The following is a 24,079-nucleotide window of genomic DNA, read 5'->3' as shown; positions in this document are numbered from 1 at the left end:
GTGCCGGCAAGCCGAAGATGGTCGCCTTGATCGCCGTCGCTCGGAAGCTACTGACAATCCTCAACGCCATGCTCAGGGACAATCGACCATGGCAAAACGCTTGACAGCCAAGACAGTCGCTCACCCCGACGCGCTTTGCGCGTCGGTCCTCTCCCTCAGGGAGAGGGCCGGAGCGCCATCGCGACGTCAACGGTCGGCCGCTCACATCTATCAACGCCAACCTGATCACGACTCCGCCGTCGCCGCCTCCGGCGGCTCGGCCGGCGCGGGCGTGCGGGTTCCGACCAGATTGTAGGCGCTGTTGACCAGCGCGACGTGGGTGAAGGCCTGGGGAAAGTTGCCGACCTGGCGGCGGGTGTGGACGTCGTACTCCTCGGCGAACAGGCCGACATCGTTGGCGAGCGACAAGAGCCGCTCGAACAGGGCGCGCGCCTCGTCCCGGCGCCCCTGCAGCACGTAGACGTCGACCAGCCAGAAGCTGCAGGCGAGAAAGACGCCCTCGCCGGGCGGCAGGCCGTCCGCCGTCGTCTCGCTGCGGTAGCGCAGCACGAAGCCGTGGGAGAGCAGATCGTGCTCGATCGCCGCGACCGTCGCGGCGATGCGCGGGTCGTCGACCGGCAGGAAGCCGATGATGGGCAGCAGCAACAGGCTCGCGTCGAGCTCGCGCGACCCGTAGGCCTGGACGAAGCAGCCGCGCGCCGGATCGACGCCGTTGGCGCAGATGTCGGCGTGGATCGCGTCGCGCTTCGACCGCCACTCGGCGACCGGCCCGGGCAGGCCGTGCTCCTCGGCGCTGCGGAGCGCGCGATCATAGGCGAGCCAGCACATCGCCTTGGAGAAGGTGAAGTGCTGGCGCGGCCCGCGCACCTCCCAGATCCCCTCGTCCGGCTCGCGCCACACCGTGTCGAGATGCGCGAGCAGGCGCTGCTGCAGATCCCAGCCGGAGGTCGTCGGGGCAAGCCCGCCGTGGCGCGCCTGGTGGAACGTCGCCATCACCTCGCCAAACACGTCGAGCTGGAGCTGGCGGTAGGCGTCGTTGCCGATGCGCACCGGCCGCGAGCCCTCGTAGCCGGGCAGCCACGACACTTCCCACTCGGTGAGGCGGCGCTCGCCGGCGAGCCCGTACATGATCTGGATCTGCTCCGGGCTGCCGGCGACGGCCCGCACGAGCCAGTCGCGCCACGCCTGCGCCTCGTGAAAGTAGCCGGCGTTCATGAGAGCGAACAGCGTCAGCGTCGAGTCGCGCACCCAGCAGAAGCGGTAGTCCCAGTTGCGGGTGCCGCCGAGGCATTCGGGCAGCGACGTGGTCGGCGCCGCGACGATGCCGCCGGTCGGCGCGTAGATCAGCGCCTTCAGGGTGACGAGCGAGCGCACCACCATGGCCGACCAGCGCCCGGCCGACCGGCAGCTCGACGCCCAGTCGCGCCAGAACGCCTCGGTCTCGGCCAGCACGGCGGCGGCGTCGACGGGCGGCGGCGGGGGATGATGCGAGGGCGCGAAGGCGAGCACGAACGGCACTGTCTCGCCCGCCCTCACGGTGAACTCGGCGACCGTGGTGAGGTCGCGGCCTTCGAGCCGCACCGGCGTCTGCAGCACCACCATGTCGGGGCCGGCGATGGCGCGCAGCGTGCCGTCCTCGAGATGGCTGACCCACGGCACGATCGCCCCGGTGCCGAAGCGCAGCACCAGCTCCATCGCCATGGCGACGCGGCCGGAGACGCCCGTCACCATCCGCACGACCTCGGAGGAGCCGTCGCGCAGCGGCATGAAGTCGGTGAGAACGACGGCACCGGACGCGGTCTCGAAGCGGGTCTCGAGGATGAGGGTCGAGTCGCGGTAGCGGCGGGTGACGCGCACGCTCGGGTCGCGTGGCGCGAGGCGCCAGCGACCGTGCTCGGGCGTGCCGAGCAGCGCCGCGAAGCAGGCGTCGGAATCGAAACGCGGCCAGCACAGCCAGTCGATCGATCCGGTGCGGTCGACGAGCGCGGCGGTCTCGCCGTCGCCGATCAGGGCATAGTCTTCGATGCGGGAGGGCATGGAGGCAGGAACTCGGCGGGCTGGCCGCGACCTGCGGCAGCCCGCCATCCTCGTGCGGCTCTGTGGCCGATACGCGGCCGCGATGTCGGGCGGCGTGCGTCACGCGACGCGCGTCGCGCGGCGGACCTCACTCGGCCGCCTTGGTGTCGTCGGGCGGACCGGACGCCGCAGCCTCGCGCTCCGCCTCGCGGCTCGGCGGGTAGCTCTGCTCGCCCTCGTCGGTCAGGGTCGGCAGCTCGCCGGCCGCATTGGCGGCGGGACCCGCCTCCTCGACCGCGTCGGCCGCGATGGTCGGGTCGTCGGGATCGCGCGCCACCGGAACCAGCGTCAGGTCCTGGTTTTCCTCGATGGCGACCAGCTCGCGCGCCATCTCCCAATGCGCCTCGGCCTGCCCGTCCGGACAGCCGTGCTCCTGCCAGATCTGAAAGGCGCGCTCGCGCACGCGCTGCTCGTGGTCGTCCATGGGGGGCTCCTGCCACGTCTCTTCGGGCCACTTGTGCGAAACGATATCGATGTCGAGAACGGGAGCTGTGGGGGCGCGGTTCCCGCATGAGCGGGAAACGTCCCCCGACCGCCGAGCCTAGCCCCGCGACGCGACGGGACGACGACCTAGCGTGCCGCCCGCCCGGCGGCGCGCGCCCCGTGCGTCGCGCGAAGAACGGCGACCGGCAGCGGGCCGAACAGCGCCTTCGCCGGCACGGTGCCGGACGGGACCGGCCCACCCGGCCGCAGCGCGTCCGCCTTGACCGTGTAGCCGTCGAGCGACACGGCGGCGTCGAGCCCGTCGGCGTCGAGCCAGCGCCGGCCCCCCTCGGTGAGCGGCGCGACGTGGCGCAGCACCGCGACGATCACGGCGTCACGTCGCCCGGTGCGGGCGAAGGCGAGCACGTGACCGGCCTGCGGGCCTTCCACGGGCAGCGGCGCGTAGCCGCCGTCGGCGAACACGGCCGGCAGGGCGCGGCGAAGCTCCAAGAGCCGGTGCGTCAGCGCGAGCTTGATCCGCCCGTCGGTCCACGAAGCCGCGAGCGCCGCCCAGTCCGGCGTCTCGCCGATGGCCGTCAGCATCGCATTGCGCGCGTCGAAATCGACGGCGCGGCGGTTGTCGGGATCGACCAGCGAGAGGTCCCACAGCTCGGTGCCCTGATAGATGTCCGGCACGCCGGGAATCGTCATCTTGAGGCCGAGCTGGGAGAGGCTGTTCAGGGCGCCGAGCAGCGCCGTGCGACCGGCGATCTCGGAGAAGTCGGCGAGGAAGTCGGACGACGCGTCGGGGTCGAGCAGACGCGCGATGAAGGCCGTGACGGCGCCCTCGTAGGCGTCGTTCGGATTGTGCCAGCTCGTTTCCTGCTTGCCCTCGCGCAGGGCCTTGACGGCATAGGTCTGCAGCCGCTCGACGAGGCCGGCATCCGCGCCGCCGGAGCCCTTGCCGCCAGCGTTCGGCCAGACGCCGACGAGCGCCTGATAGAGCATGTACTCGTGCGCGTCGGACGGCGACCGGCGCGGCTTCTTGGTGATCACCGCCTCGTTGCGCAGGCGCCAGCGCCGCACCGCCGCCTCCCAGTCGGGCGCGATCTCGGCGATCGACAGGATGCGCATGCGCGCGTCCTCGCCGCGCTTGGTGTCGTGCGTCGCGGTCGCGACCATCGCATGCGGATGGACGAACCGCGCCTTCATGCGGTAGTCGAACTCGCCCGGCGACAGCGCCGGCAGCACCGGCTCGCCGCCCACCTCGTTGAGCGCGATCAGCCGGTGGAAGCGATAGAACGCCGTGTCCTCGAGCGCCTTCGCCATCACGGGCCCGGTGAGCTGCTGGACCTTCGCCGAGAAGCGCCGTACCCGCGGGATGCTGTAGCCCTGGCGGCCCGGGGCGATCAGGTCGAGGGTGAGCACGTCCTGCAGGAACTCGAGCACGCCGGTGTCGGGGCCGTACCAGCGCGAGCGCGCCCGCGTGATCGTGTCGACGATCCGGGCCCGGTCCTCGGCCGAGACCTGGCCGCCCGCGCCGATATAGGTGCGGTAGACCGGGAAGTGGACGATGTAGGCCTGCAGCGCGGCGCGCAGGCGCTCGAAGGTGAAGTCGCGGCTCTTCCAGTGGCCGGCCGCGATGCGGGCGAGCAGACGGCACAGCACCGTGAACTCAGACGCCAGCATGGTGTCGAGCACCCGCAGCTTGGCGTCCTCGACGATGCGTTCGAAGTCCTGCCGCTCGCCGAGAATGTCGCGATAGAGCGCATCGAGCCGCGGCATGCCGGCATCGTCGAGCAGCACCCGGACGATGTCGTTGAGCACGTCGTAGCCGGTGGTGCCGGCGATGCCCGGCATGGCCGGCATCGGCTCGCCCTCGGCGAGGATCTTCTCCGCGACGATGTAGAAGGGCTGGGTGCGTGCGGGCCCGGGCCGCACGGCGCGCACGACCCGCGACAGACGGCGCGCGTACTGCACCGGATCGAGCAGGCCGTCGACGTGATCGAGCCGCAGGCCGTGCAGGCGGCCGTCGCGGACGAGCTGCAACACACGGCGGTGCGCGGCGTCGAAGGTCGCGAGGTTCTCGACCTTGATCCCGGCGAGATCGTTGATGTCGAAGAAGCGCCGGTAGTTGATCTCGGTGAAGGCCACGCGCCAGTGGGCCACGCGGTAGTGCTGGCGCTCCAGCAGGCGGTGCAGCCGGGTCGGGTCGGCGGCCCCCGGCCGGTAGGCGGCGAGCCCGCGCTCGATCACCTCGGCGCCGCCCGGCACGGCGGCGAGCTCGGCCTTGAAGGCGGGCGCGTGCTCGCGGCTCGGCTCGTTCGGATCGGGGAAGCGGTTCGCCAGCGCCAGCAGCTTTCGCCCGGCGTCGGTGTCGGCGGCGCCCGCCTCCGCCACCACGGTCTTCAGGATGTCGCCGTAGCGGTTCGGCCGGATCGGCAGCCGATGCTCGAAATACCAGACCGAGAACGAGCCTTCGCCGGCGTCGTATTTCAGCACGAGATCGCCGTCGTCGAGCGCCTCGCCGTAGGACTTGCCGAGGACCGGGATCAGCAGGCCGCCGTTCGGGCGGTACGGCAGCGTCTCCCACTCGATGTCAAAGGAGGCGGCATGCGGCGACTTCTGGCCCCATTCGAGCACGTCGAGCCACCACGCGTTGTCGGCGTAGCCGACGCCCATGTGGTTCGGCACGAAGTCGAGGATGAGGCCGATGTCGGCCTTCGCCAACGCTTCGGATAGGCGGTCGAAGGCCTCGTCGCCGCCGAACTCGGGATTGAGGGCGTCGTGGTCGACGATGTCGTAGCCGTGGGTCGAGCCGGCGCGCGCCTTCAGGAACGGCGAGGCGTAGAGATGACTGACGCCGAGGCTCTTCAGATACGGCACCAGCGCGGCGGCATCGTCGAAGCCGAGCTTGGACGAGAGCTGCAGCCGATAGGTCGCGGTCGGAACGACGGGCGGCATCGGGCCTCCTGGCACGGGGCGGGACTCGCTGAAGCAGCATGCGCGGCGCCGGCCGAAGCCGGCGCGGACGTCACGGCGTTCCCGCGAAGACGGTGACGGAGCGCGAGGGTGCCGCCAGCTTCATGCCGGGCTTCGGCGGCGCATCGGCCTTGCCCTCGTCGGGCGCGACGGTCGCCAGCACCCGGGTCCAGGCCGCGCAGTCGGGCCATTTCGGCAGCACGAAATCGACCGGATGAGCGGCCGCGTTGAGCAGGATCAGCAAAGGAGCACCCGAGGGATCGAGCGGGGCGAGCACGTAGGACAGGAACCTCGCTTCCGCAAAGGCCCAATCCGCACCGTCCATCTCGGTTCCACCGGGGGTCAGCCATTTCACGTCGTACTGGTCGCCGCGGCGGCCGACCAGCCAGCGCCGGCCCTGGAGCTGCGGGTAGTCGCGCCGCAGCGCCGTCAGCTTCTCGACCAGCGCGACGATATCGTCGCCGTCGCGGCCGAGGCCGGACCAGTCGACCCAGCCGATCTCGTTGTCCTGGCAATAGGCGTTGTTGTTGCCGCTCTGCGAGTTGCCGACCTCGTCGCCGGCCAGCATCAGCGGCACGCCCTGCGACAGGAACAGGGTCGCCAGGAGGCCGCTGCGCACGCGGCGGCGGATCTCGCGGATCTCCTTGTCGGAGGTCGGCCCCTCGACACCCCAGTTGGCGCTGATGTTGTCGTCGGAGCCGTCGCGGTTGCCCTCGCCGTTCGCCTCGTTGTGCTTGCGCGCATAGCTCACGAGGTCGGCGAGCGTGAAGCCGTCGTGCACCGTGACGTGGTTGACGCTGGCGCGCGGCATGCGGCGGCGGTGACGAAAGCGATCGGCCGAGCCGGTGACGCGCGCCGCGAGGTCGCGGATCTGGTTGGCGTCGCCGCGCCAGAACGACCGCGCGGTGCGGCGGAACTGGTCGTTCCATTCCGACCAGCCGGGCGGGAAGCCGCCGAGCTGATAGCCACCGAGCCCGATGTCCCAGGGCTCGGCGATCAGCTTCACGCGCGACAGCACCGGGTCCTGGCCGATCGCGGCGAAGAAGCCGGAGGTCGGGTCGAAGCCGTGCGGCTCGCGCCCGAGCGTCGTCGCGAGGTCGAAGCGGAAGCCGTCGACGTGGCACTGCTCGACCCAGTACCGCAACGAGTCCATCACCATCTGCAGGACGCGCGGATGGGTGAGGTTGAGCGAGTTGCCGCAGCCGGTGAAGTCCTCGTAGTAGCGCGGCGCGTTCGGCCGCAGCCAGTAGTACGAGGCGTTGTCGATGCCGCGGAACGACAGCGTGGGGCCGAGATGATTGCCCTCGCCCGTGTGATTGTAGACGACGTCGAGATAGACCTCGATCCCCGCGTCGTGGAGCTGGCCGACCATCGACTTGAAGTCTTCGACGCCGGTCTCCGGCGTGCCGTAGCGCGGCTCCGGGGCGAAGAAGCCGACCGTGCCGTAGCCCCAGTACTGGCGCAGCCCCTTGTCGACCAGCATGCGCTCGTCGACGAAGGCGTGCACGGGCAGCAGCTCGATCGCCGTGATGCCGAGCCGCTTGTAGTGCTCGATCATCGCCGGCGCGGCGAGCCCGCGGAACGAGCCGCGCAGATGCGACGGCACGTCCTCGCGCTGCATGGTGAGGCCGCGGACATGCGCCTCGTAGATCACGGTCGAATGCCACGGCACCGCGGGCCGCGGATGGCGGCCCCAGGTGAAGGCGTCGTCGACGACGACCGCCTTCGGAACTCCGCGGGCATTGTCGCGCTTGTCGAAGGAGAGATCCGCGCGGGCGCTGCGCATCCGGTACGCGAAATGCGCGTCGCTCCAGACGAAGTGCCCGGTCAGCCGCTTGGCATAGGGGTCGAGCAGCAGCTTGTGCGGATTGAAGCGGTGGCCGCGCTCCGGATCGTAGGGTCCGTAGACGCGATAGCCGTAGACCTGCCCGGGAACGACCTGGGGCAGATAGGCGTGCCAGACGTCCTCGGTCACGGCCGGCAGGACGATGCGATCCGTCTCGCGCCGCCCGCTGTTGTCGAACAAGCAGAGTTCGATCTTCTCGGCATTGGCCGAGAAGATCGCGAAGTTCGTTCCGCGGCCGTCGAAGGTCGCGCCGAGCGGATACGGCGCGCCCGGCTCGACCCTCATGACGTCACGCCTCCGGAACCAGCACGATCCCGGCGAGCGGCGGCAGCACCAGGTTCAGCACGGCGCCGTGGTCGGTGTCTTCGGCCTGGATGCGGCCACCGTTGCCGATATTGCCGCCGCCGTAGATCTCGGCGTCGGAGTTGAACACCTCGCGCCAGCCGCCGCCGAACGGCACCCGCAGGCGGTAGTTCTCCCGCGGCGCCGGCGTGAAGTTGACGGCGACGAGACAGACCGAGCCCGGATCGCGGCCGCGGCGCAGCCAGGCGAAGACGCTGTTGTCGGCGTCGTCGACGACCAGCCACTCGAAGCCACCGGGCTCCGCATCGAGCTGATGCAGGGCCGGCAGCGTCTTGTAGAGGCGGTTGAGGTCGCGAATGAGCGACTGGACGCCGGCGTGGTGCTTGTCCTCGAGCAGGTGCCAGTCGAGGCTGTGGTCGTGCTGCCACTCGCGCTCCTGGGCGAACTCGCCGCCCATGAACAGGAGCTTCTTGCCCGGGTGACCGTACATGAACGTGTAGTAGGCGCGCAGATTGGCGAACTTCTGCCAGCGATCACCCGGCATGCGGCCGAAGATCGAGCCCTTTCCGTGCACCACCTCGTCGTGGGACAGCGGCAGCACGAAATTCTCGAAGAACGCGTACAGCATCCCGAAGGTGACGTCGCCGTGGTGATGCTTGCGATAGATCGGGTCCTTCGACATGTAACGCAGGGTGTCGTGCATCCACCCCATGTTCCACTTGAAGCCGAAACCGAGCCCGCCGATGTCGGCCGGACGCGACACCATCGGCCAGGCGGTCGACTCCTCCGCCATGGTGGTCGCGTTCGGGAAACTGCCGAACACCTCGGTGTTGAAGCGGCGCAGGAGATCGATCGCCTCGAGGTTCTCGCGGCCGCCGTACTTGTTGGGGATCCAGCCGCCCTCGGGCCGCGAGTAGTCGAGATAGAGCATCGAGGCGACGGCGTCGACGCGCAGGCCGTCGATCTTGTAGCGCTCCATCCAGAACAGCGCGTTGGCGACCAGGAAGTTCGCCACCTCGCGGCGGCCGAAATTGTAGATCAGCGTGTTCCAGTCGAGGTGTCGGCCCTGCATCGCATTGGCGTGCTCGTAGAGCGCGGTGCCGTCGAACTGGGCGAGGCCGTGGGCGTCGTCCGGGAAGTGGCCCGGCACCCAGTCGAGGATGACGCCGACGCCGTGCTTGTGGAACGCGTCGACCATGCAGGCGAAGTCGTGCGGCGTTCCGAACCGGCTGGTGGGCGCGTAGAGGCCGGTCGGCTGGTAGCCCCACGAGGCGTCGAACGGGTGCTCGGCGATCGGCAGCAGCTCGATATGGGTGAAGCCCATGTCGGCGACGTATTGGGGCAGCTGCTCGGCGAGCTCGCGATAGGTGAGCCAGGAGTTGTTGAGGTACGGATTGCGCCGCCACGAGCCGAGATGGACCTCGTAGATCGAGATCGGCGCGTCGTGCCGGTTGATGCCGGCGGGGCCGGGCGTGATCTGCGGCAGGCTCGCCGGATCGACGATCACCGAGGCGGTGAGCGGACGCACCTCGGCCGAGAAGGCGTAGGGGTCGGCCTTGAGGAGCGGCGCCGAGGAGTGCGGCCCGATGATCTCGTACTTGTACTTGTCGCCCGGCTTCACGTCGGGAATGAAGATCTCCCAGAAGCCGTTGCCACGCACCCGCATGGCGTGGCGGCGGCCGTCCCAGAAGTTGAAGTCGCCGACCACGCTGACCCGGCGGGCGTTCGGCGCGAACACGCCGAAGGCGACGCCCGGGACGCCCTCGTGCACCATCGTGTGGGCGCCGAGGCGGTCGTAGATCTGCAGGTGCGTCCCCTCGCCCATCAGATACAGATCGAGGTCGGAGAACACCGGGCCGAATCGGTAGGGGTCGTCGAGCTCGATCGCCGCGCTCTTGCCCCATGTCGCCAGCAGCCGGTAGTCGCGGCCGTTCGACGGCACCGGGCCGGAGAACAGTCCGGCGTCGTGGAGACGCTTGAGCTCGGCCTCCTGCCCGTCCGGATAGCGGACCCGAACCTGCCGGGCGCCCGGCAGGTAGACGCGGACGATCGGCTGGCCATGATCGACATGGGGACCGAGATAACGGAAGGGATCGGCGTGATAACCGCCGATGATGGCATGAGCCTCCGGGGTCACGACTTCAGTCATGGCTGCGCGCCTTCGACCGGAAAGAGAGCCCGTGCCAGCCCGGCGAGCGGCACATGGACCCAGTCGGGACGATTGGCGAACTCATATCCCACCTCGTAAACGGCCTTTTCCACAATGAAGAACCGCAGGAGGCGGTCGGCCGTGGCCTGATCGGAGGGCCACAGCCGGCTGCCAGCCGACGTTTCGCGCATGCACATCAAGAACGCATCCGTCGCCGCATTGCGCCAGGAGTCAAGTACCTCTGTCAGTCGCTGCGGTCCGTCGGCGGCTTTCTCCAGGTGACGGATCAGGGCGGACGTCGCGGCGTAGTCGAGCGAACGCACGAATCCGGCGGCATCGCGGGCGGAGGGCGCCTTGCGAATCCGCTCGGCGTGCGATCGCTCGGGCTCCCCCTCGAAGTCGACGATCTGCACGTCGTCCTTGGCGATCAGAATCTGCCCCAAATGGAAATCTCCGTGATGACGGATCTTGTCGACGTCGATCGTCCCCGCGCCGACCGGCCCGGCGAGCAGGCCGGAGAGGGTCGCGATCGCCTCCTCGCGGCGACCGAGCAAGAGCTGGGCCGAAGGCTGCGCCGTCGCCGGGAGGCCCGGCTGCCGCCGCGCCAGCTCGGCGAACATCGCCTCGGCGTTGCGCACGAGCTCGGACGTCCATGTGTCGACATCCGACATGGTGACCGGCTCGGGCGCGAAGTCGGCGACATCGGGACGACTCGCGAGCGCCAGATGCAGTTCCGCAGTGCGGCGGCCGATCTGTCGCACGCGGTTGATGAAGGTGATGTCGGGCGCCGGATGGGTCTCGGTCGCGCCCGGCAGCATCGCCACGTCCTCCAGCCAGCGATCGAGCGAGGCGGCGGTGTGCGACCAGGCATCGCCCTGGTTCTCGACGAAGCGATGCAGGACGGCGACGGCCGAGCGCCGTCCGTCCTCGACCAGCTCGATCGTCCCCATCAAGGGCGGCGTGTTGGCGAACGTGGTCGCGTCGGTGAGGAAGCGCCCCGTCTCGACCTCCGGGTTCACCCCGGCCGTGATGCGGCGGTAGATCTTCAGCACGAACGAATTGTCGATCAGGGTCGTCGAGTTGGTCTGCTCGACGCCGGCGCCCCGCACCAGGGCGATCGGCGGCAGCGTGCCGGCGGCGAAACGCTCGGTCGGCAGGAACTCCAGCATCGCCTCGCCGTCGCCACGCCGCGCGCCCGCGTGAATCTGGCCCACGAGGGCCGAGACGACCTCACGGTCGGCGACCGCGTCGACCAGTGCACCCTCGCGATTGGTGAGCCGCACCGGCGCCAGAATCGCGGTCAGCGGATAGTCGGCACTGCGGTCGATGGGGCCCCAGCGCACCGCCAGCGGCAGCGCGTAGCGGGCGACCGCGCCGCTCGGGCCGACATGATCGACGACGGCGAGCACCGGCGGGAACGCCCCGTCGCCGAGCGGCACGAGGCGCGACACGCGGGTCTCGCCGCCCGCCATCCCCTTGCCGGCGAACCAGCGCCGGCCGGACAGGAAGGCCGGCAGCACCTCGCGCTCCAACGGCTGGCGCACCCGGGCCTTGCCGATGGAGCTCCAGTCGCCCTGCAGCACCAGCGTGATCCATTCGCGCGGCATGATGGTCTCCGGGCCGGGGCCGCCGCTCTCGTCGGAGAGCTGGAACCAGAAGAAGCCGTAAGGGGCGAGCGTGACGGCGAACGGCCCGTCGTCGATCCGCTTGAACCGCATCCGGCCGATCATCTCGATCGGCACCCGGCCGCGCCACGCCGACAGGTCGATCTCGGCCCACTGGGCCGAGCGCGACAAGTTGGCGACGCAGAGAATCACCTCGTTGTCGTGGTGCCGCAGATAGGCCAGCACGGAGCGGTTCGACGGCCGTAGGATGGTCATGCCGCCGCGGCCGAACACCTTGCTGGACTTGCGCACCCCGATCAGCCGCTTCATCCAATTGTACAGCGACGAGGGCGAGCGCGCCTGCGCCTCCACGTTGACGGCCTGGTAGCCGTAGACCGGGTCCATGATCGGCGGCAGGAAGAGCTTCGCGGGATCGCAGCGCGAGAAGCCGCCGTTGCGGTCGGAGGTCCACTGCATCGGCGTGCGCACGCCGTTGCGGTCGCCGAGATAGATGTTGTCGCCCATCCCGATCTCGTCGCCGTAGTAGACGACCGGCGTGCCCGGCAACGACAAGAGGAGGCTGTTCATCAGCTCGATCTTGCGCCGGTCGTTGTCCATCAACGGCGCGAGACGGCGGCGGATGCCGAGATTGATGCGGGCGCGCGGATCGGCCGCGTAGGTCGACCACAGATAGTCGCGCTCGGCGTCCGTCACCATCTCGAGCGTGAGCTCGTCGTGATTGCGCAGGAACAGCGCCCACTGGCAGTTGCCCGGAATGTCCGGGGTCTGGCGCAGGATGTCGTTGATCGGGAAGCGGTCCTCCTGGGCGATCGCCATGTAGATGCGCGGCATCAGGGGGAAGTGGAACGCCATGTGGCATTCGTCGCCGTCGCCGAAATAGGCGCGGACGTCCTCGGGCCACTGGTTCGCCTCGGCGAGCAGGAAGGTGCCGGGCGCGTAGGCGTCGAGCTCGGCCCGCAGCTTCTTGATGAGCGTGTGGGTCTCGGGCAGGTTCTCGTTGATGGTGCCCTCGCGCTCGACCAGATACGGGATGGCGTCGAGCCGGAATCCGTCGACCCCGAAGTCGAGCCAGCGGCGCATCACCTGCACCATCGCCCACAGCACGCGCGGATTGTCGAAGTTGAGGTCCGGCTGGTGCGAGAAGAAGCGGTGCCAGTAGTAGGCGCCCGCCTCCTGGTCCCAGGTCCAGTTCGACTTCTCGGTGTCGGTGAAGATGATCCGGGTGTCGAGGAACTTCTGGTCGGTGTCGCTCCACACGTACCAGTCGCGGGCGTTCGAGCCGCGGCGCGAGCGGCGCGCCCGCTTGAACCACGGATGCTGGTCGGAGGTGTGGTTGATGACCAGCTCGGTGATCACCTTCAGGCCGCGCCGGTGCGCCTCGTTCATGAACCGGCGGAAGTCCTTCATCGAGCCGAAGTCGGGGTTGATGCGGCGATAGTCGGCGATGTCGTAGCCGTCGTCACGGCCCGGGCTCGGATAGAACGGCAGCAGCCACAGCGCCGTGACGCCGAGATCCTGGATGTAGTCGAGCTGCTGGGTCAGGCCGTTGAAGTCGCCGATCCCGTCGTTGTTGCTGTCGAAGAACGACTTGACGTGGATCTGGTAGACCACGGCGTCCTTGTACCAGAGCGGGTCGCCGGCCTGATTCGGAGCCGTCGCGGCGGCGATGTCGGACATAAGGTTCATGGGCTTCCGAGGCTGTTGACGGGGGTCGTCCGGCGATCGAGGCACACCGCGATCAGGCGACGCAACGCAGGAGCACGGCGGGGTCCCGGTCGGCGTCGATGGCGAGGCGCACCCCGCCCCATTCGACCAGCCGCCACTCGCCGGTGACGAGATTCTCGACCGCCCGCACCGGCCGACGCGCGTCCTCCGGACCGATCCGCATGTCGCCGAAATGCAGCCACACGTCGTGGCGGCCGGGCGCGAGCGCGACGGCCGCCGCGACGACGTTGTCGCGTCCGACCGATTCCTTCACGAAGCCGATCACGTTCGGACTGTCGACCAGCGCGAACGCGAAGTTCGACGTCTGCTGAAGCGCCGGATTGGCGCGGCGGACGCCGTTGAGCATCGCGATGTAATCCTTGATGTTGCCGGGCGCGTTCCAGTCGCGCGGCCTGATCTCGTACTTGTCGGAATCGAGATACTCCTCCTTGCCGGGCGCGAGCGGCACATGCTCGAGGAGCTCGAAGCCGGCGAACACACCATAGCTGCCCGCGAGCGTCGCGGCGAGCGCGACCCGCGACTTGAACATCCACGGCTCCCCGCCCTGCAGATGATAGGGCAGGATGTCGGGCGTGTTGACGAAGAAGTTCGGGCGAAAATACTCCCGCTCCGGATGTCGCATCAGCTCCACCATGTAGGCGGAGAGCTCGTCCTTGCCGGTCCGCCAGGTGAAGTAGGTGTAGGACTGCGAGAAGCCGAGCTTCGCCAGCGCCTTCATGACCTTCGGGCGCGTGAAGGCCTCCGACAGGAAGATCAGGTCGGGAAAGCGCGCCTGCACGTCGCGGATCATCCACTCCCAGAACGGGAACGGCTTGGTGTGCGGATTGTCGACCCGGATGATGCGGACGCCCTGCTCGGCCCAGAACAGCACGACGTCGCGCAGCGCCTGCCACAGCGCCACGCGGTCGGCGCAGTAGAAGTCCGGGTTGGTGATGTCCTCGTACTTCTTCGGCGGGTTCTCGGCGTATTTCATCGACCCGTCGGGCCGCCACTTGAACCATTCCGGATGCTGTCTGATCCACGGATGGTCGGGCGAGCATTGCGTCGCGAAGTCGAGCGCGATCTCGAGCCCGTGGCCGCGCGCCGCCGCGACCAGGCGGCGGAAGTCGTCGAGCGTCCCGAGCGCCGGGTGGATGGCGTCGTGGCCGCCCTCGGCGGCACCGATCGCGTAGGGGCTGCCGGGATCGTCCGGCGTCCCGATCAGCGCATTGTTCTTGCCCTTGCGGTTCGTCGTCCCGATCGGGTGGATCGGGGGAAAGTACAGAACATCGAAGCCCATCGCGGCGATGTCGGGCAGCCGCGCGACGACGTCGTCGAAGGTGCCGTGACGGGCCGGATCGTCGGTCTCGTTGCGCGGGAACAGCTCGTACCACGCGCCGGCGCGGGCCCGCGCCCGCTCGATCATCATCGGGAACGGCTGGCTCCAGGTGAGATCGGGGCGCGGCTCGACCGCCGCCATCGCGGCGGCGAGATCGGCGGCAAGCAGCGGCCGCGCGTCCCGGCTCGCATCGAACAGGTTCAGGGCGGCCTGCAGCTTGCCGGCCGTGTCGCCGGCGCGCGGCAGCGCCGCCGCGACCAGGGCGCGGCCCTCCTGCAGCTCGAGCGCGACGTCCTGTCCGGCCCGCTGCTTGGCGAGCGTGTCGCGGCGCCAGGTGGCGAATCCGCTGGTCCAGGCCTCGATCGCGAAGACGTGGCGGCCGAGCTCGATCGGGACGAAGGTCCCGTGCCAGCGGTCGTTCTCGACATGCAGCATCGGCGCCGTCCACCAGCCGCGCTCGCCCTCGCGCCGCCAGCGCAGCGCCGCCACCGTCACCTCGTGACCGTCACGAAAGATGTCGGCCCACACGTCGACCGGCTCGCCGACCATCCGCTTCACCGGGTGCCGGCCGGAATCGACAGTCGGATAGACGTCCTCGATGACGTAGCGGCGACCATAGACGTCCGAATCCAGCGGCGTCGCGTCCAGGGCCGAGGTGAGGCGCGGATCGTGCGTCATGATCGACCATGTTCGTGTGTCGAGGGTCGTGTGCCGAGGTTACCCGACGGCGCTACCCGACGGCGAACGAAAACGAATCAGCCGCGCTGCGGTTCCATTCCGTGGCTTCGACCGTCGGGCTGCGCCGCACCCGTGCCGAAGCACCGAATCACCGGTCGGTTCTAGCCGGGGCGACGGCTCGGCCGGTCCTCCGCCCGGAACCCGACACGATCCAAGTTGTTGTTCCACGGCGCAAGTTGTCGGTCCCCGGCGCCGAGATGTCGGGGCAGTCATCAGGAGGATCGCTTTGGGTATCGTCGTGGTGTCCAACCGGGTGGCGCGGGCCAAGGCCGACGAGCCGATGACGGGCGGTCTGGCCGCCGCCCTGCTGCCGGCCGTCACCGAGTCCGGCGCGATCTGGGTCGGTGCCAGCGGGCGGACCCGCGACGCCTGCGGCAAGGAGCCGTTGCTCGAGGTCGAATCCCTCGGCAAAGGTGCACTGGCGACACTCGATCTGCCGACAGAGCACTACCGCGGCTACTACGAAGGCTTCGCCAACTCGGCGTTATGGCCGGCGCTGCATTCGCGCCCCGATCTGATCGCCACCAGCCCGCAGGACTACGGCTCCTACCGCGAGGTGAACGGCCACATGGCGCGCGCGCTGCTCCGCTTCTGCCGCGCCGACGCGACCCTTTGGGTGCACGATTATCATTTCCTGCCGCTCGGTGCCGAGTTGCGCAAGCTCGGCGTCAGCCTGCCGATCGGCTTCTTCCTGCACACGCCGATGCCGGGCCGCGACGCCATGGTGGCGGTGCCGCACCATCGCGAGCTGATCGAGGCGATGCTGGCCTACGACCTGATCGGCTTCCAGACGATGGACTCGCAACGCAACTTCGAGAGCTACCTGCGTCGCGAGCTCGGCCTCACCGCGATCGGCGCCGCGCTGCCCGGCGCGACGCTGACCGGCACGACCGCGGCCGGCGCCGCCGTGACGGCCTCGACCGGCGCCACGTCGGTGCGGTCGCGCCACGGCGAGACCCGGCTCGGCACCTTCCCGATCACCATCGACACCGAGCTGTTCGCGAGCCGTGCCACCAAGGCGGCGGCGCGGCCGGAGGTGTCGCGGCTGCGCTCCAGCCTGCAGGGCGGCAAGCTCGTGATCGGCGTCGACCGCGTCGACTACTCGAAGGGCATCGCCAACCGACTGCGCGGCTTCGGCCATCTGCTCGAGACCGAGCCCACGCTCCGGCGCAACGTCACGCTGATTCAGGTCGCGGTGCCGTCGCGCGGCGACATCCCGGCCTACAAGGCACTGAAAACCGAGATCACCGGCCTCGTCAGCGACGTCAACGGCCGCTTCGGCGAGCCCGACTGGACGCCGATCCGCTATCTCGCCAAGGGCTACGCCCAGACCACGCTCGCGGGGTTCTACCGGACCGCCCATGTCGGTCTGGTGACGCCCTTCGCCGACGGCATGAATCTCGTCGCCAAGGAGTATGTCGCGGCCCAGAATCCGTTCGATCCGGGCGTGCTGGTGCTGTCGGAATTCGCCGGGGCGGCGCGCGAGCTCGATGCGGCGCTGCTGGTCAATCCGCACGACACCGCGGCGATCGGGGCCGCGATCGGCACGGCGCTGCGCATGTCGCTCGACGAGCGCATCGCGCGCTGGCAGGCCATGATGAAGGTCTTGCGCGCGACATCCGTCCAGCTATGGTTCGCCGACTTCGTTCGCACGCTCGACGACTCGGCCTACATGGCGCTGCCGGTCGTCTCGCAGGTCCCGACGGTGCCGGCGGTCGGATCGCGCGGCGCCGAGGCGCCGGTGGTGCGGTTCGAGCGCCACTGATCCGATCGCGACCGATGAAACCGCGACGGGCGAGCACGGGACACGTCTCGCGACGTGAGTGTCGAGCGGCATGAGTGAAGGCGAGCTGAGCCGTCGCGCCGAGACCTTCGGCGTCGAGACGAGCTACTACGACGCGCGCGGCCAGTTCCGCGAGGTGAGCCACGACGCCGTCGAGGCGGTGCTCGACGTGCTGGCGCGCAGCGGGCCGCCACTCGGCGCCGAGCCGCACATCCACGTCCGCCGCAAGGGTCACATCGAGCCGATCTACGGGGTGTGCGGGGACGGCACGACGTGGCGGCTGACGCGCGCCGGCCGCACCGTCGCGTCGGGCACCTGCGAGCACGGCGCCGTGGTGCTGCCGGAGAAGACCAAGGTCGGCTCCTATCAGCTGCAGCTCGATCCGCCGGGGCCGCGCCCGCAGGCCGTGCTGGTCGCCCCCGAGGCGGCGTGGCAGCCGAAGGCGTTCGACAAGGGCGGCCGCGTCTGGGCGCTCGCCGTCCAGCTCTACGGTGTGCGCTCCGAGCGCAACTGGGGCATCGGCGACTTCTCGGATCTGCGCGAGCTCGTCCGTCTCGCCGGACGGCTCGGCGCCGCCGGCGTCGCGCTCAATCCGCTCCACGCCATCGCACTCGACGATCCCGGCGCGATCAGCCCCTACTCGCCGACCTCGCGGCTGTTTCTCAATCCGCTCTACATCGACGTCGCGGCGATCCCGGAGTTTCCCGGCGCCGCTGCCGGCCTCGGCGACGATGTCGTGCGGCTGCGCGCCAGCCCGCAGGTCGACTATGCCGGCGTGATCCCGCTCAAGCTGAAGGGCCTGCGCATCGCTTTCGAGGCGTTCCGCGAGCGGGCGAGCGAGGAGCGCCGCGCCGACTTCGCCGCCTTCAAGACCGAGCGTGGCGACTGGCTCGCCGGCTATTGCGCCTTCATGGTGCTGCGCGCCCGCCACGGCGGGCCGTGGTGGAATTGGCCGGAGGAGTGGCGGGCGCCGTCGCGCGAGGCGATCGCGTCGCTCGCCGCGAGCGCGGCCGCCGACATGGAGTTCCACGCCTTCGTGCAGTGGACGGCGGACCGCCAGCTCGCCGCCTGCAGCGCGGCCGCCGCCGAGGCCGGCATGCCGGTCGGTCTCTATCTCGACGTCGCGGTCGGGGTCGCCGCCGACAGTGCCGACGTGTGGTCGAGCCAGGGCGCCTATGTGCGCGAGCTCTCGGCCGGCGCGCCGCCCGATCTCCTCAACACGGCCGGGCAGGACTGGGGCCTCGCCTCGTTCAATCCGCGCGTCCTGATGGCGACCGACTTCGCGCTCCTGCGCGAGACGCTGCGCGCCGTCATGCGCCACGCCGGCGCGATCCGGCTCGATCACGTGCTCGGCTTCAACCGGCTCTACATGGTGCCGCACGGCTTCAAGGCCGACCAGGGGACCTATGTGCGCTTCCCGCTCGAGGCCATGATGGCGGTCGTCGCGCAGGAGAGCCAGGCCGAGCAGTGCATCGTGATCGGCGAGGATCTCGGCACCGTCCCGGACGGCTTCCGCGAGACGCTCGCCGGCTGGAACGTGTGGTCCTATCGGATCATGCTGTTCGAGCGCGAATGGACGACCGACAGCTCGTTCTCGCCGCCCGGCAAGTATCCGGCGCAGGCGCTGGTGTCGTTCTCGACCCACGACCTCTCGACCTTCTCGGGCTGGATGTCGGGCCACGACCTCGACGTCAAGCACGGGCTCGGCCTCGATCCCGGCGAGACGACCGACGAGCGCCAGGAGGCGCGGACCCGGATCGCCGAGGCGCTGCGGCGCGACGTCGAAGCCGAGCACGTCTCGTTCGACGACATCGCCCGCTTCCTCGCCCGCACGCCGAGCCGGCTGATGGTGGTCGCCGCCGAGGACGCCTTCCAGGTCGCCGACCAGCCGAACGTGCCCGGCACCATCAACGAGCACCCGAACTGGCGCCAGAAGCTCCCGGTGCGGCTCGAGGACTTTTCGAGCGACCACCGCCTGACCGAGATCGCCCGCATTCTCCGGGAGGAAGGCCGCGCGTTCGGGTGAGTTGTTCGGACGTCATCGCGTCCTGATAAACGAGATCGCGTCCAGCTCGCGGCATCGTGCCCCGGACAAGGCGCGTCAGGCCACAGGCCTGATGCGCCGCAGAGCCGGGGCCAGGGGCGCCGAAGCGAACCCTCGCCGTGTCGCTCTGGGTCCGGTTCGCGGCGCCTTGCACCGCGCCCTGGACACGATGCCTTGCCTCGCCGCGACCTTGTTGCCGTTGCGCAATCGCCCGGTTCATCCTAGGTCCAGGACCGACCCCCATCGACCGAACGGAACCCCATGGCCGCCCAGACCCATCTCTTCAAGTGCCTGTCCGACAATTTCGGCGTGCTGATCCACGATCCGGCGACCGGCGCCACGGCGTCGATCGATGCGCCCGAGGCCTGGGCCGTCGATGCGGCCCTGAAGGAGACCGGCTGGACCCTCACCGACATCCTGGTGACGCATCATCACGGCGACCACACCGGCGGCGTCGCCGAGCTGAAGGAGCGGCACGGCTGCAAGGTGACGGCGCCGCGCCACGAGAAGCAGCCGATCCCGGCCGTCGACGCGACCGTCGCCGAGGGCGACACGGTCACGGTGGGCAGCCTGACGGCGCGCGTGCTCGACACGCCCGGCCACACGGCCGGCCACATCGCATACGTGTTCGACGCCGACAAGATCGCCTTCGTCGGCGACACGCTGTTCTCGATCGGCTGCGGCCGGGTGATCGAGGGCACGCCCGAGCAGATGTGGGCCTCGCTGCTCAAGCTGCGTGCCCTGCCCGACGACACGGCGATCTATTGCGGGCATGAATACACGCTCGCCAACATCAAGTTCGCCCAGACCATCGAGCCCGACAACGCGGCGCTGGCGGCGCGCGGCGCCGAGGCGCAGCAGCAGATCGCGGCCGGCCGGCCGACCATCCCCGTGATGCTCGGCGCCGAGAAGCAGGCCAACCCGTTCCTGCGCGCCGACGTGCCGGCCGTGGCGGCCGCCGTGAAGCTCGCCGGCAAGCCGGCCGCCCAGGTCTTCGCCGAGGTGCGCGAGCGCAAGAACCGGTTCTGACGACCTTGCCGCACGCTCGGAAATTGTCCGTCACCCTGAGGCGGCCGCGCGACGCGCGGCCCTCGAAGGGCGACGGCCGCAGCGCCGAGACCGCATCCTTCGAGGCCCGGCTTTGCCGGGCACCTCAGGATGACGGGGTGAGGTTGTTGAGGGATTGATCATGACCGCCGCCGAGGTGATCGCCCTGCTCGGGCTGCAGCCGCATCCCGAGGGTGGGCATTTTCGCGAGACGTTTCGGGACCCGACCGAGGTGGCGCCGGGGCGCGCCGCCTCGACCGCGATCTATTTCCTGCTGGCGAAGGGCGAGCGCTCGCATTGGCACCGGGTCGACGCCGCCGAGGCGTGGCACTGGCACGCGGGCAGCCCGCTGGCGCTCGAGATCGCACCGGCCGGCGAGCCGCCCCAGACGGTCCGGCTCGGGCCGGACCTGATGGCCGGCGAGCGGCCGCAGGCCGTGGTGCCGGCCGACGCCTGGCAGGCCGCCGAGAGCCTCGGCGCCTGGACGCTGGTCGGCTGCACGGTGGCGCCGGGCTTCTTGTTCGAGACCTTCGAGCTCGCGCCGCCGGGCTTCTCGCCGCCGGCCGGATGAGGGCGGGAGCGACCGCTTCCTCGTCATTCCGGGCGCCGCGCAGCGGCGAACCCGGAATCCAGGCCGAAACGCCCTGCCTGTCGTTGGATTCCGGGTTCGCGCTTGCGCGCGCCCCGGAATGACGGCCGCGTCGCCTCAGTGGCCGTCGAAGGTCAGGAGCGTGCGCACCGGAACGTCGAGGGCGCGCAGCTTGTCGGCGCCGCCGAGATCCGGCAGGTCGATGACGAAGCAGGCGGCCAGGACCTCGGCGCCCAGCTGGCGCATCAGCTTCACGGCACCTTCGGCCGTGCCGCCCGTGGCGATCAGGTCGTCGACCAGGATCACCCGCTCGCCGGCCTTCACGGCGTCCTCGTGGACCTCCATCTCGTCGAGGCCATACTCGAGCGAGTAGGCGATGCTGACCCGCTTGTGCGGCAGCTTGCCTTTCTTGCGGATCGGCACGAAGCCGGCCGAGACCTGGTGCGCCACCGCCCCGCCCAGGATGAAGCCGCGCGCCTCGATGCCGGCGACCTTGTCGATCTTCATGCCGGCCCAGGGCTGCACCAGCTCGTCGACGGTGCGGCGGAACGCCCAGGCGTCGCTGAGGAGCGTGGTGATGTCGCGGAACAGGATGCCGGGCTTGGGATAGTCCGGAATGGTCCGGATCGCGGCCTTGAGGTCTTTCTCGACGGCAGTGCTGGTGATCATCGTACGGCCTGAGGGGGGTGGGAAACGAAACTTGCCGGGCGGCTCGCGCTTGCAGGGCGGCTCAGGGTGGCGAAGCATGACGCCGAACGCAACGGAGACCCCCCATGGATGAAATTTCGCAGAAGATCGTCGTCGTCGACCTCCGCATCCCCTTTTTCCGGCTGGTGTTCTTTCTCGTCAAGCTCAGCCTCGCGGCAATTCCGGCCGCCCTCATCCTGGCCGTGCTCGGCTTCGTCCTCTCGGCCGTGTTCGCCGCCCTGTTCGGTGGCCAGATGGACGTCTTCATGCGCCGCTGGAGCCTGTGAGCGGAACTTCGGTGCTGCGTGCCCCGGACAAGGCGCAGCAGGCCGCAGGCCTGATGCGTCGCCGATCCGGGGCCCAGGGGCGGCACGGAAAGCGCATCGACGACAGCCCCGTTCGCGAACGCCGCGTCCGATCGCCCTGGGTCCCGGGTCACGGCGCGTCGCGCCGCGCCCGGGACACGAGGCCCCGGAATGACGGGCGTCACCAATACTCCCGCATGAGGTCGCGCACCCAGGTCGGCTCGCGGATCACGCCGCGCGGGGCGAAGCCCGTGATGTACGGCTTGATGTCGAGCACGGGCGTGCCGTCGATGGCGTCGAGGCCGCGCACCCGGACCGTGCGCCCGTCGACCGCGACGAGCGCCACCGGCGTCACGCCGAGCCGGTTCGGCCGCGACCGGGCCGGCTGCGCGAGAATCCCGAGGCGTGGCCAGTCGGCGCGCTCGCGCGGATGGCGGGCGCCGCGCTCGACCTTGTCCTCGCCGACCTTGTGCATGTGGAAGACGACGACGACGTGGCTATAGGCGGTGAGCCCGAGCGTCGCCTCCGGCGTCACCTGCGCCGGGTCGAGCACGATGTCGGCCTCGACCGTGCCCCAGCCGTCGTCGACCGCCTCGGCCCGCCCGCCGCGCACGATCCCAATGGGCTGCAGAACGACAGACATTAGCTCCCCCTTCGGCATTTCGACGGCGGACCCACCCCCGGCCGAGTCGGCTTAGTTGCGCATCATCAAGGCCGTTTTGAACCCGAACAATTAATAATTACCGGTCTCCCGCGTTGCCGCGACCCGGGGCGCAATTGCTTACGAAAAGTCTCCGCAATTTTAGGTTGACCTTGGCATGGAATTGCAGAACTCTGCCAAAACGACCTTCGCGAGTGTTTCAGCATTGCGGACGAGTCGAGCATGTCGACCACGATAGCATCTACTCCGTCAGACGGGATCTCGGGCGCGAGCGGAATTCGCGGCTCTCTCTACGAACAGCTGAGTCAGGTCGAGCGACTCACGATGCAGTTCTTCTTCACGCTCGGCACATTGGCTATGCTATTCAGCATCGCGAACTCCTTCGCGAGATCGTCCGAAGCGCTTTTTCTCCAAACCTTTGGTCTCCTTCTCGCAACGATCATGTCGGCCGCGGCATCAGGTGGTTTCCTGGGCTTTCTGTTCGGCATCCCACGGCAATTACAGCGAGCGGCCGGAGATGCCGGTGGCAATGCCGCAGCGCCCCCCACGACCACAACCACTGCCGGATCAATTCCTTCAATCGGCGGGGCCGCAGGGGTGGCACCCATTCCTGCAGCAAACGCTTCGGCCAGGATCTACCGCAACAACACCAACCTCGAGGAAATCTCCGACTGGATCACAAAGATCATCGTCGGGCTCGGACTGGTCCAAGCTACGACAATCTGGGAGAAGGTCTGGTCTCTCGCCGGTAAGTTCAACGAGGGCATCCAGAACGCTGGAGGTGGCGACGTATTGTTTGTCCTCACAGTGGCGGCAGCGAGTATCGGCTGTTTTCTTTTTTTCTATCTCGAAACACGTACTCGAATCCTTCTTTTGCTCTTGGATACGGAAGCGGCTTCGGATCATCCGGAAATCGCTAGGAAATTTGACAAGAGCAGCAATGCTCCGATCACGGACTTGCCGGCGACTGCAACCACTGGCTCTCGACCGAGCAACAGGGCTATCGCAGCTCCCGAGGTCGCTTCTGATCGGGAAGTACGAAGCGTGCCGTATTCTAGCTTGCAGACGGCGGATCAACGCGCGGCCTGGGCCGCGGCCCAGGCGCGCGCCGGTAACTTTCCCGCTGCAACCGATGCAATCCGCGTCGCTGTACAACAAAAGCCCAAGGACCCGGTACTCAGGGTGAAGCTGGCCGACATATACATTCTTCAGCAGCTTTGGGAATCAGCTCTGGTAACCCTAAAAGAGGCGGAACAGATTTCACCGAACGATGACGACATACTCAAGCGCGAGCTGTATGTCAGTCTGTACCTCGAACCGCCACAGAGCTTCCGAACGGCCCTGCCGATCGCCGAGAAGCTCATCAGCAACCCTAATACCGCTAATGATCCCGCTGTGCGGCTATGGCAGGCTGCAGCTCTAGGACAGAAATTTAAATACCTTTATGACGCCGGAGAGTCTCTTTCTAGCGCCGGAGAGACAGAGTCCGCCGAGTCCGTGCGATCGAAGGCCCTCCAGGCTGTCCGGGCGGTGGTCCAGCTCGCTCCCGACCCGAACAGCGCCCCGCGCATCTTCTTGCGCAGGATTTTCGATCCGGCCCGCGAGCAAAGCCCGCCCGCGGAGAACGACTTAGAAGTGTTCAAGGGCGATGCCGACTTCGAGCTGGCCATCTATGGTGGTGAACAAGAATCGCGAGCCCCAGCGGGTCACGGCAGCCGTTAAGAAGCACCCTGCCTCGGCAGAGGTCTGTCCGTCGGCGATAAAGCCCGCAGCGCTCA

15 protein-coding genes and 1 pseudogene are annotated in these 24,079 nt (G+C 69.0%); 7 read left to right on the top strand and 9 right to left on the bottom strand.

Annotation, left to right across the window (positions count from 1 at the left end):
* A pseudogene (locus CCR97_RS11655) lies at positions 1–104 on the top strand (IS110 family transposase); the annotation flags it as partial.
* 121 nt (positions 105–225) lie between these two features.
* Here CCR97_RS11655 and CCR97_RS11650 read toward each other — a convergent pair.
* The 7 genes from CCR97_RS11650 to CCR97_RS11620 form a co-directional block, all read right to left on the bottom strand.
* Positions 226–2,037, bottom strand: a complete 1,812-nt coding sequence (locus CCR97_RS11650; protein WP_111357170.1) for a glycoside hydrolase family 15 protein — start codon at positions 2,035–2,037, stop codon at positions 226–228.
* A 127-nt stretch (positions 2,038–2,164) separates the two neighbouring features.
* Positions 2,165–2,500: a DUF2934 domain-containing protein gene (locus CCR97_RS11645; protein WP_111357173.1), complete on the bottom strand. Its 336-nt coding sequence runs from the start codon at positions 2,498–2,500 to the stop codon at positions 2,165–2,167.
* 146 nt (positions 2,501–2,646) lie between these two features.
* Positions 2,647–5,463, bottom strand: a complete 2,817-nt coding sequence (treY, locus tag CCR97_RS11640; RefSeq protein ID WP_111357176.1) for a malto-oligosyltrehalose synthase — start codon at positions 5,461–5,463, stop codon at positions 2,647–2,649.
* 70 nt (positions 5,464–5,533) lie between these two features.
* Positions 5,534–7,612: a glycogen debranching protein GlgX gene (gene glgX / locus CCR97_RS11635; RefSeq protein ID WP_111357178.1), complete on the bottom strand. Its 2,079-nt coding sequence runs from the start codon at positions 7,610–7,612 to the stop codon at positions 5,534–5,536.
* Between the two features lie 4 nt (positions 7,613–7,616).
* Positions 7,617–9,779, bottom strand: coding sequence for a 1,4-alpha-glucan branching protein GlgB (glgB, locus tag CCR97_RS11630; RefSeq protein WP_111357180.1), 2,163 nt, complete (start codon positions 9,777–9,779; stop codon positions 7,617–7,619).
* On the bottom strand, positions 9,776–13,090 hold the full coding sequence (gene treS, locus CCR97_RS11625) for a maltose alpha-D-glucosyltransferase (RefSeq protein ID WP_111357183.1): 3,315 nt from the start codon (positions 13,088–13,090) through the stop codon (positions 9,776–9,778). Before treS ends, glgB begins: the two co-directional genes overlap by 4 nt.
* A gap of 52 nt (positions 13,091–13,142) precedes the next feature.
* The gene (locus CCR97_RS11620; RefSeq protein ID WP_201159513.1) at positions 13,143–15,125 is read right to left on the bottom strand and encodes an alpha-1,4-glucan--maltose-1-phosphate maltosyltransferase; all 1,983 of its coding nucleotides are present in this window, start codon (positions 15,123–15,125) and stop codon (positions 13,143–13,145) included.
* Between the two features lie 286 nt (positions 15,126–15,411).
* Between CCR97_RS11620 and CCR97_RS11615 the strand changes: the two genes are divergently transcribed.
* The 4 genes from CCR97_RS11615 to CCR97_RS11600 all read left to right on the top strand — a co-directional run bounded on the left by CCR97_RS11615 (position 15,412) and on the right by CCR97_RS11600 (position 20,630).
* On the top strand, positions 15,412–16,950 hold the full coding sequence (locus CCR97_RS11615; RefSeq protein WP_111355990.1) for an alpha,alpha-trehalose-phosphate synthase (UDP-forming): 1,539 nt from the start codon (positions 15,412–15,414) through the stop codon (positions 16,948–16,950).
* A gap of 70 nt (positions 16,951–17,020) precedes the next feature.
* On the top strand, positions 17,021–18,994 hold the full coding sequence (malQ, locus tag CCR97_RS11610; protein ID WP_111355992.1) for a 4-alpha-glucanotransferase: 1,974 nt from the start codon (positions 17,021–17,023) through the stop codon (positions 18,992–18,994).
* Between the two features lie 279 nt (positions 18,995–19,273).
* The gene (gene gloB / locus CCR97_RS11605) at positions 19,274–20,041 is read left to right on the top strand and encodes a hydroxyacylglutathione hydrolase (protein WP_111355994.1); all 768 of its coding nucleotides are present in this window, start codon (positions 19,274–19,276) and stop codon (positions 20,039–20,041) included.
* A gap of 157 nt (positions 20,042–20,198) precedes the next feature.
* Positions 20,199–20,630: a cupin domain-containing protein gene (locus CCR97_RS11600; protein WP_170145714.1), complete on the top strand. Its 432-nt coding sequence runs from the start codon at positions 20,199–20,201 to the stop codon at positions 20,628–20,630.
* A 135-nt stretch (positions 20,631–20,765) separates the two neighbouring features.
* Here the strand turns inward: CCR97_RS11600 and CCR97_RS11595 are convergent, their stop codons facing one another.
* Positions 20,766–21,317 (bottom strand): adenine phosphoribosyltransferase, encoded by a 552-nt coding sequence (locus tag CCR97_RS11595; protein WP_111355996.1) that lies wholly within the window; start codon positions 21,315–21,317, stop codon positions 20,766–20,768.
* 104 nt (positions 21,318–21,421) lie between these two features.
* Between CCR97_RS11595 and CCR97_RS11590 the strand changes: the two genes are divergently transcribed.
* Positions 21,422–21,622, top strand: coding sequence for a hypothetical protein (locus CCR97_RS11590; RefSeq protein WP_111355998.1), 201 nt, complete (start codon positions 21,422–21,424; stop codon positions 21,620–21,622).
* Positions 21,623–21,821: 199 nt separating this feature from the next.
* Here CCR97_RS11590 and CCR97_RS11585 read toward each other — a convergent pair whose 3' ends face one another.
* Positions 21,822–22,283: an SAM-dependent methyltransferase gene (locus tag CCR97_RS11585; protein ID WP_111356000.1), complete on the bottom strand. Its 462-nt coding sequence runs from the start codon at positions 22,281–22,283 to the stop codon at positions 21,822–21,824.
* Between the two features lie 240 nt (positions 22,284–22,523).
* On the opposite strand from CCR97_RS11585, the gene CCR97_RS11580 reads away from it, so the two are divergent.
* Positions 22,524–24,023, top strand: a complete 1,500-nt coding sequence (locus CCR97_RS11580) for a tetratricopeptide repeat protein (protein ID WP_146618660.1) — start codon at positions 22,524–22,526, stop codon at positions 24,021–24,023.
* The last annotated feature ends 56 nt before the right edge of the window (positions 24,024–24,079 follow it).

It is taken from the genome of Rhodoplanes elegans (assembly GCF_016653355.1).
Taxonomy (GTDB): Bacteria; Pseudomonadota; Alphaproteobacteria; order Rhizobiales; family Xanthobacteraceae; genus Rhodoplanes; species Rhodoplanes elegans.
This window is presented reverse-complemented; position numbering and strand designations above follow the sequence as displayed.

What these genes read in the sequence shown, in the direction of transcription:
- CCR97_RS11650 (WP_111357170.1), bottom strand. Translation starts at nt 2,037, where the DNA reads ATGCCCTCCCGCATCGAAGACTATGCCCTGATCGGCGACGGCGAGACC.
- CCR97_RS11645 (WP_111357173.1), bottom strand. Translation starts at nt 2,500, where the DNA reads ATGGACGACCACGAGCAGCGCGTGCGCGAGCGCGCCTTTCAGATCTGG.
- treY (WP_111357176.1), bottom strand. Translation starts at nt 5,463, where the DNA reads ATGCCGCCCGTCGTTCCGACCGCGACCTATCGGCTGCAGCTCTCGTCC.
- glgX (WP_111357178.1), bottom strand. Translation starts at nt 7,612, where the DNA reads ATGAGGGTCGAGCCGGGCGCGCCGTATCCGCTCGGCGCGACCTTCGAC.
- glgB (WP_111357180.1), bottom strand. Translation starts at nt 9,779, where the DNA reads ATGACTGAAGTCGTGACCCCGGAGGCTCATGCCATCATCGGCGGTTAT.
- treS (WP_111357183.1), bottom strand. Translation starts at nt 13,090, where the DNA reads ATGAACCTTATGTCCGACATCGCCGCCGCGACGGCTCCGAATCAGGCC.
- CCR97_RS11620 (WP_201159513.1), bottom strand. Translation starts at nt 15,125, where the DNA reads ATGACGCACGATCCGCGCCTCACCTCGGCCCTGGACGCGACGCCGCTG.
- malQ (WP_111355992.1), top strand. Translation starts at nt 17,021, where the DNA reads ATGAGTGAAGGCGAGCTGAGCCGTCGCGCCGAGACCTTCGGCGTCGAG.
- gloB (WP_111355994.1), top strand. Translation starts at nt 19,274, where the DNA reads ATGGCCGCCCAGACCCATCTCTTCAAGTGCCTGTCCGACAATTTCGGC.
- CCR97_RS11595 (WP_111355996.1), bottom strand. Translation starts at nt 21,317, where the DNA reads ATGATCACCAGCACTGCCGTCGAGAAAGACCTCAAGGCCGCGATCCGG.
- CCR97_RS11590 (WP_111355998.1), top strand. Translation starts at nt 21,422, where the DNA reads ATGGATGAAATTTCGCAGAAGATCGTCGTCGTCGACCTCCGCATCCCC.
- CCR97_RS11585 (WP_111356000.1), bottom strand. Translation starts at nt 22,283, where the DNA reads ATGTCTGTCGTTCTGCAGCCCATTGGGATCGTGCGCGGCGGGCGGGCC.
- CCR97_RS11580 (WP_146618660.1), top strand. Translation starts at nt 22,524, where the DNA reads ATGTCGACCACGATAGCATCTACTCCGTCAGACGGGATCTCGGGCGCG.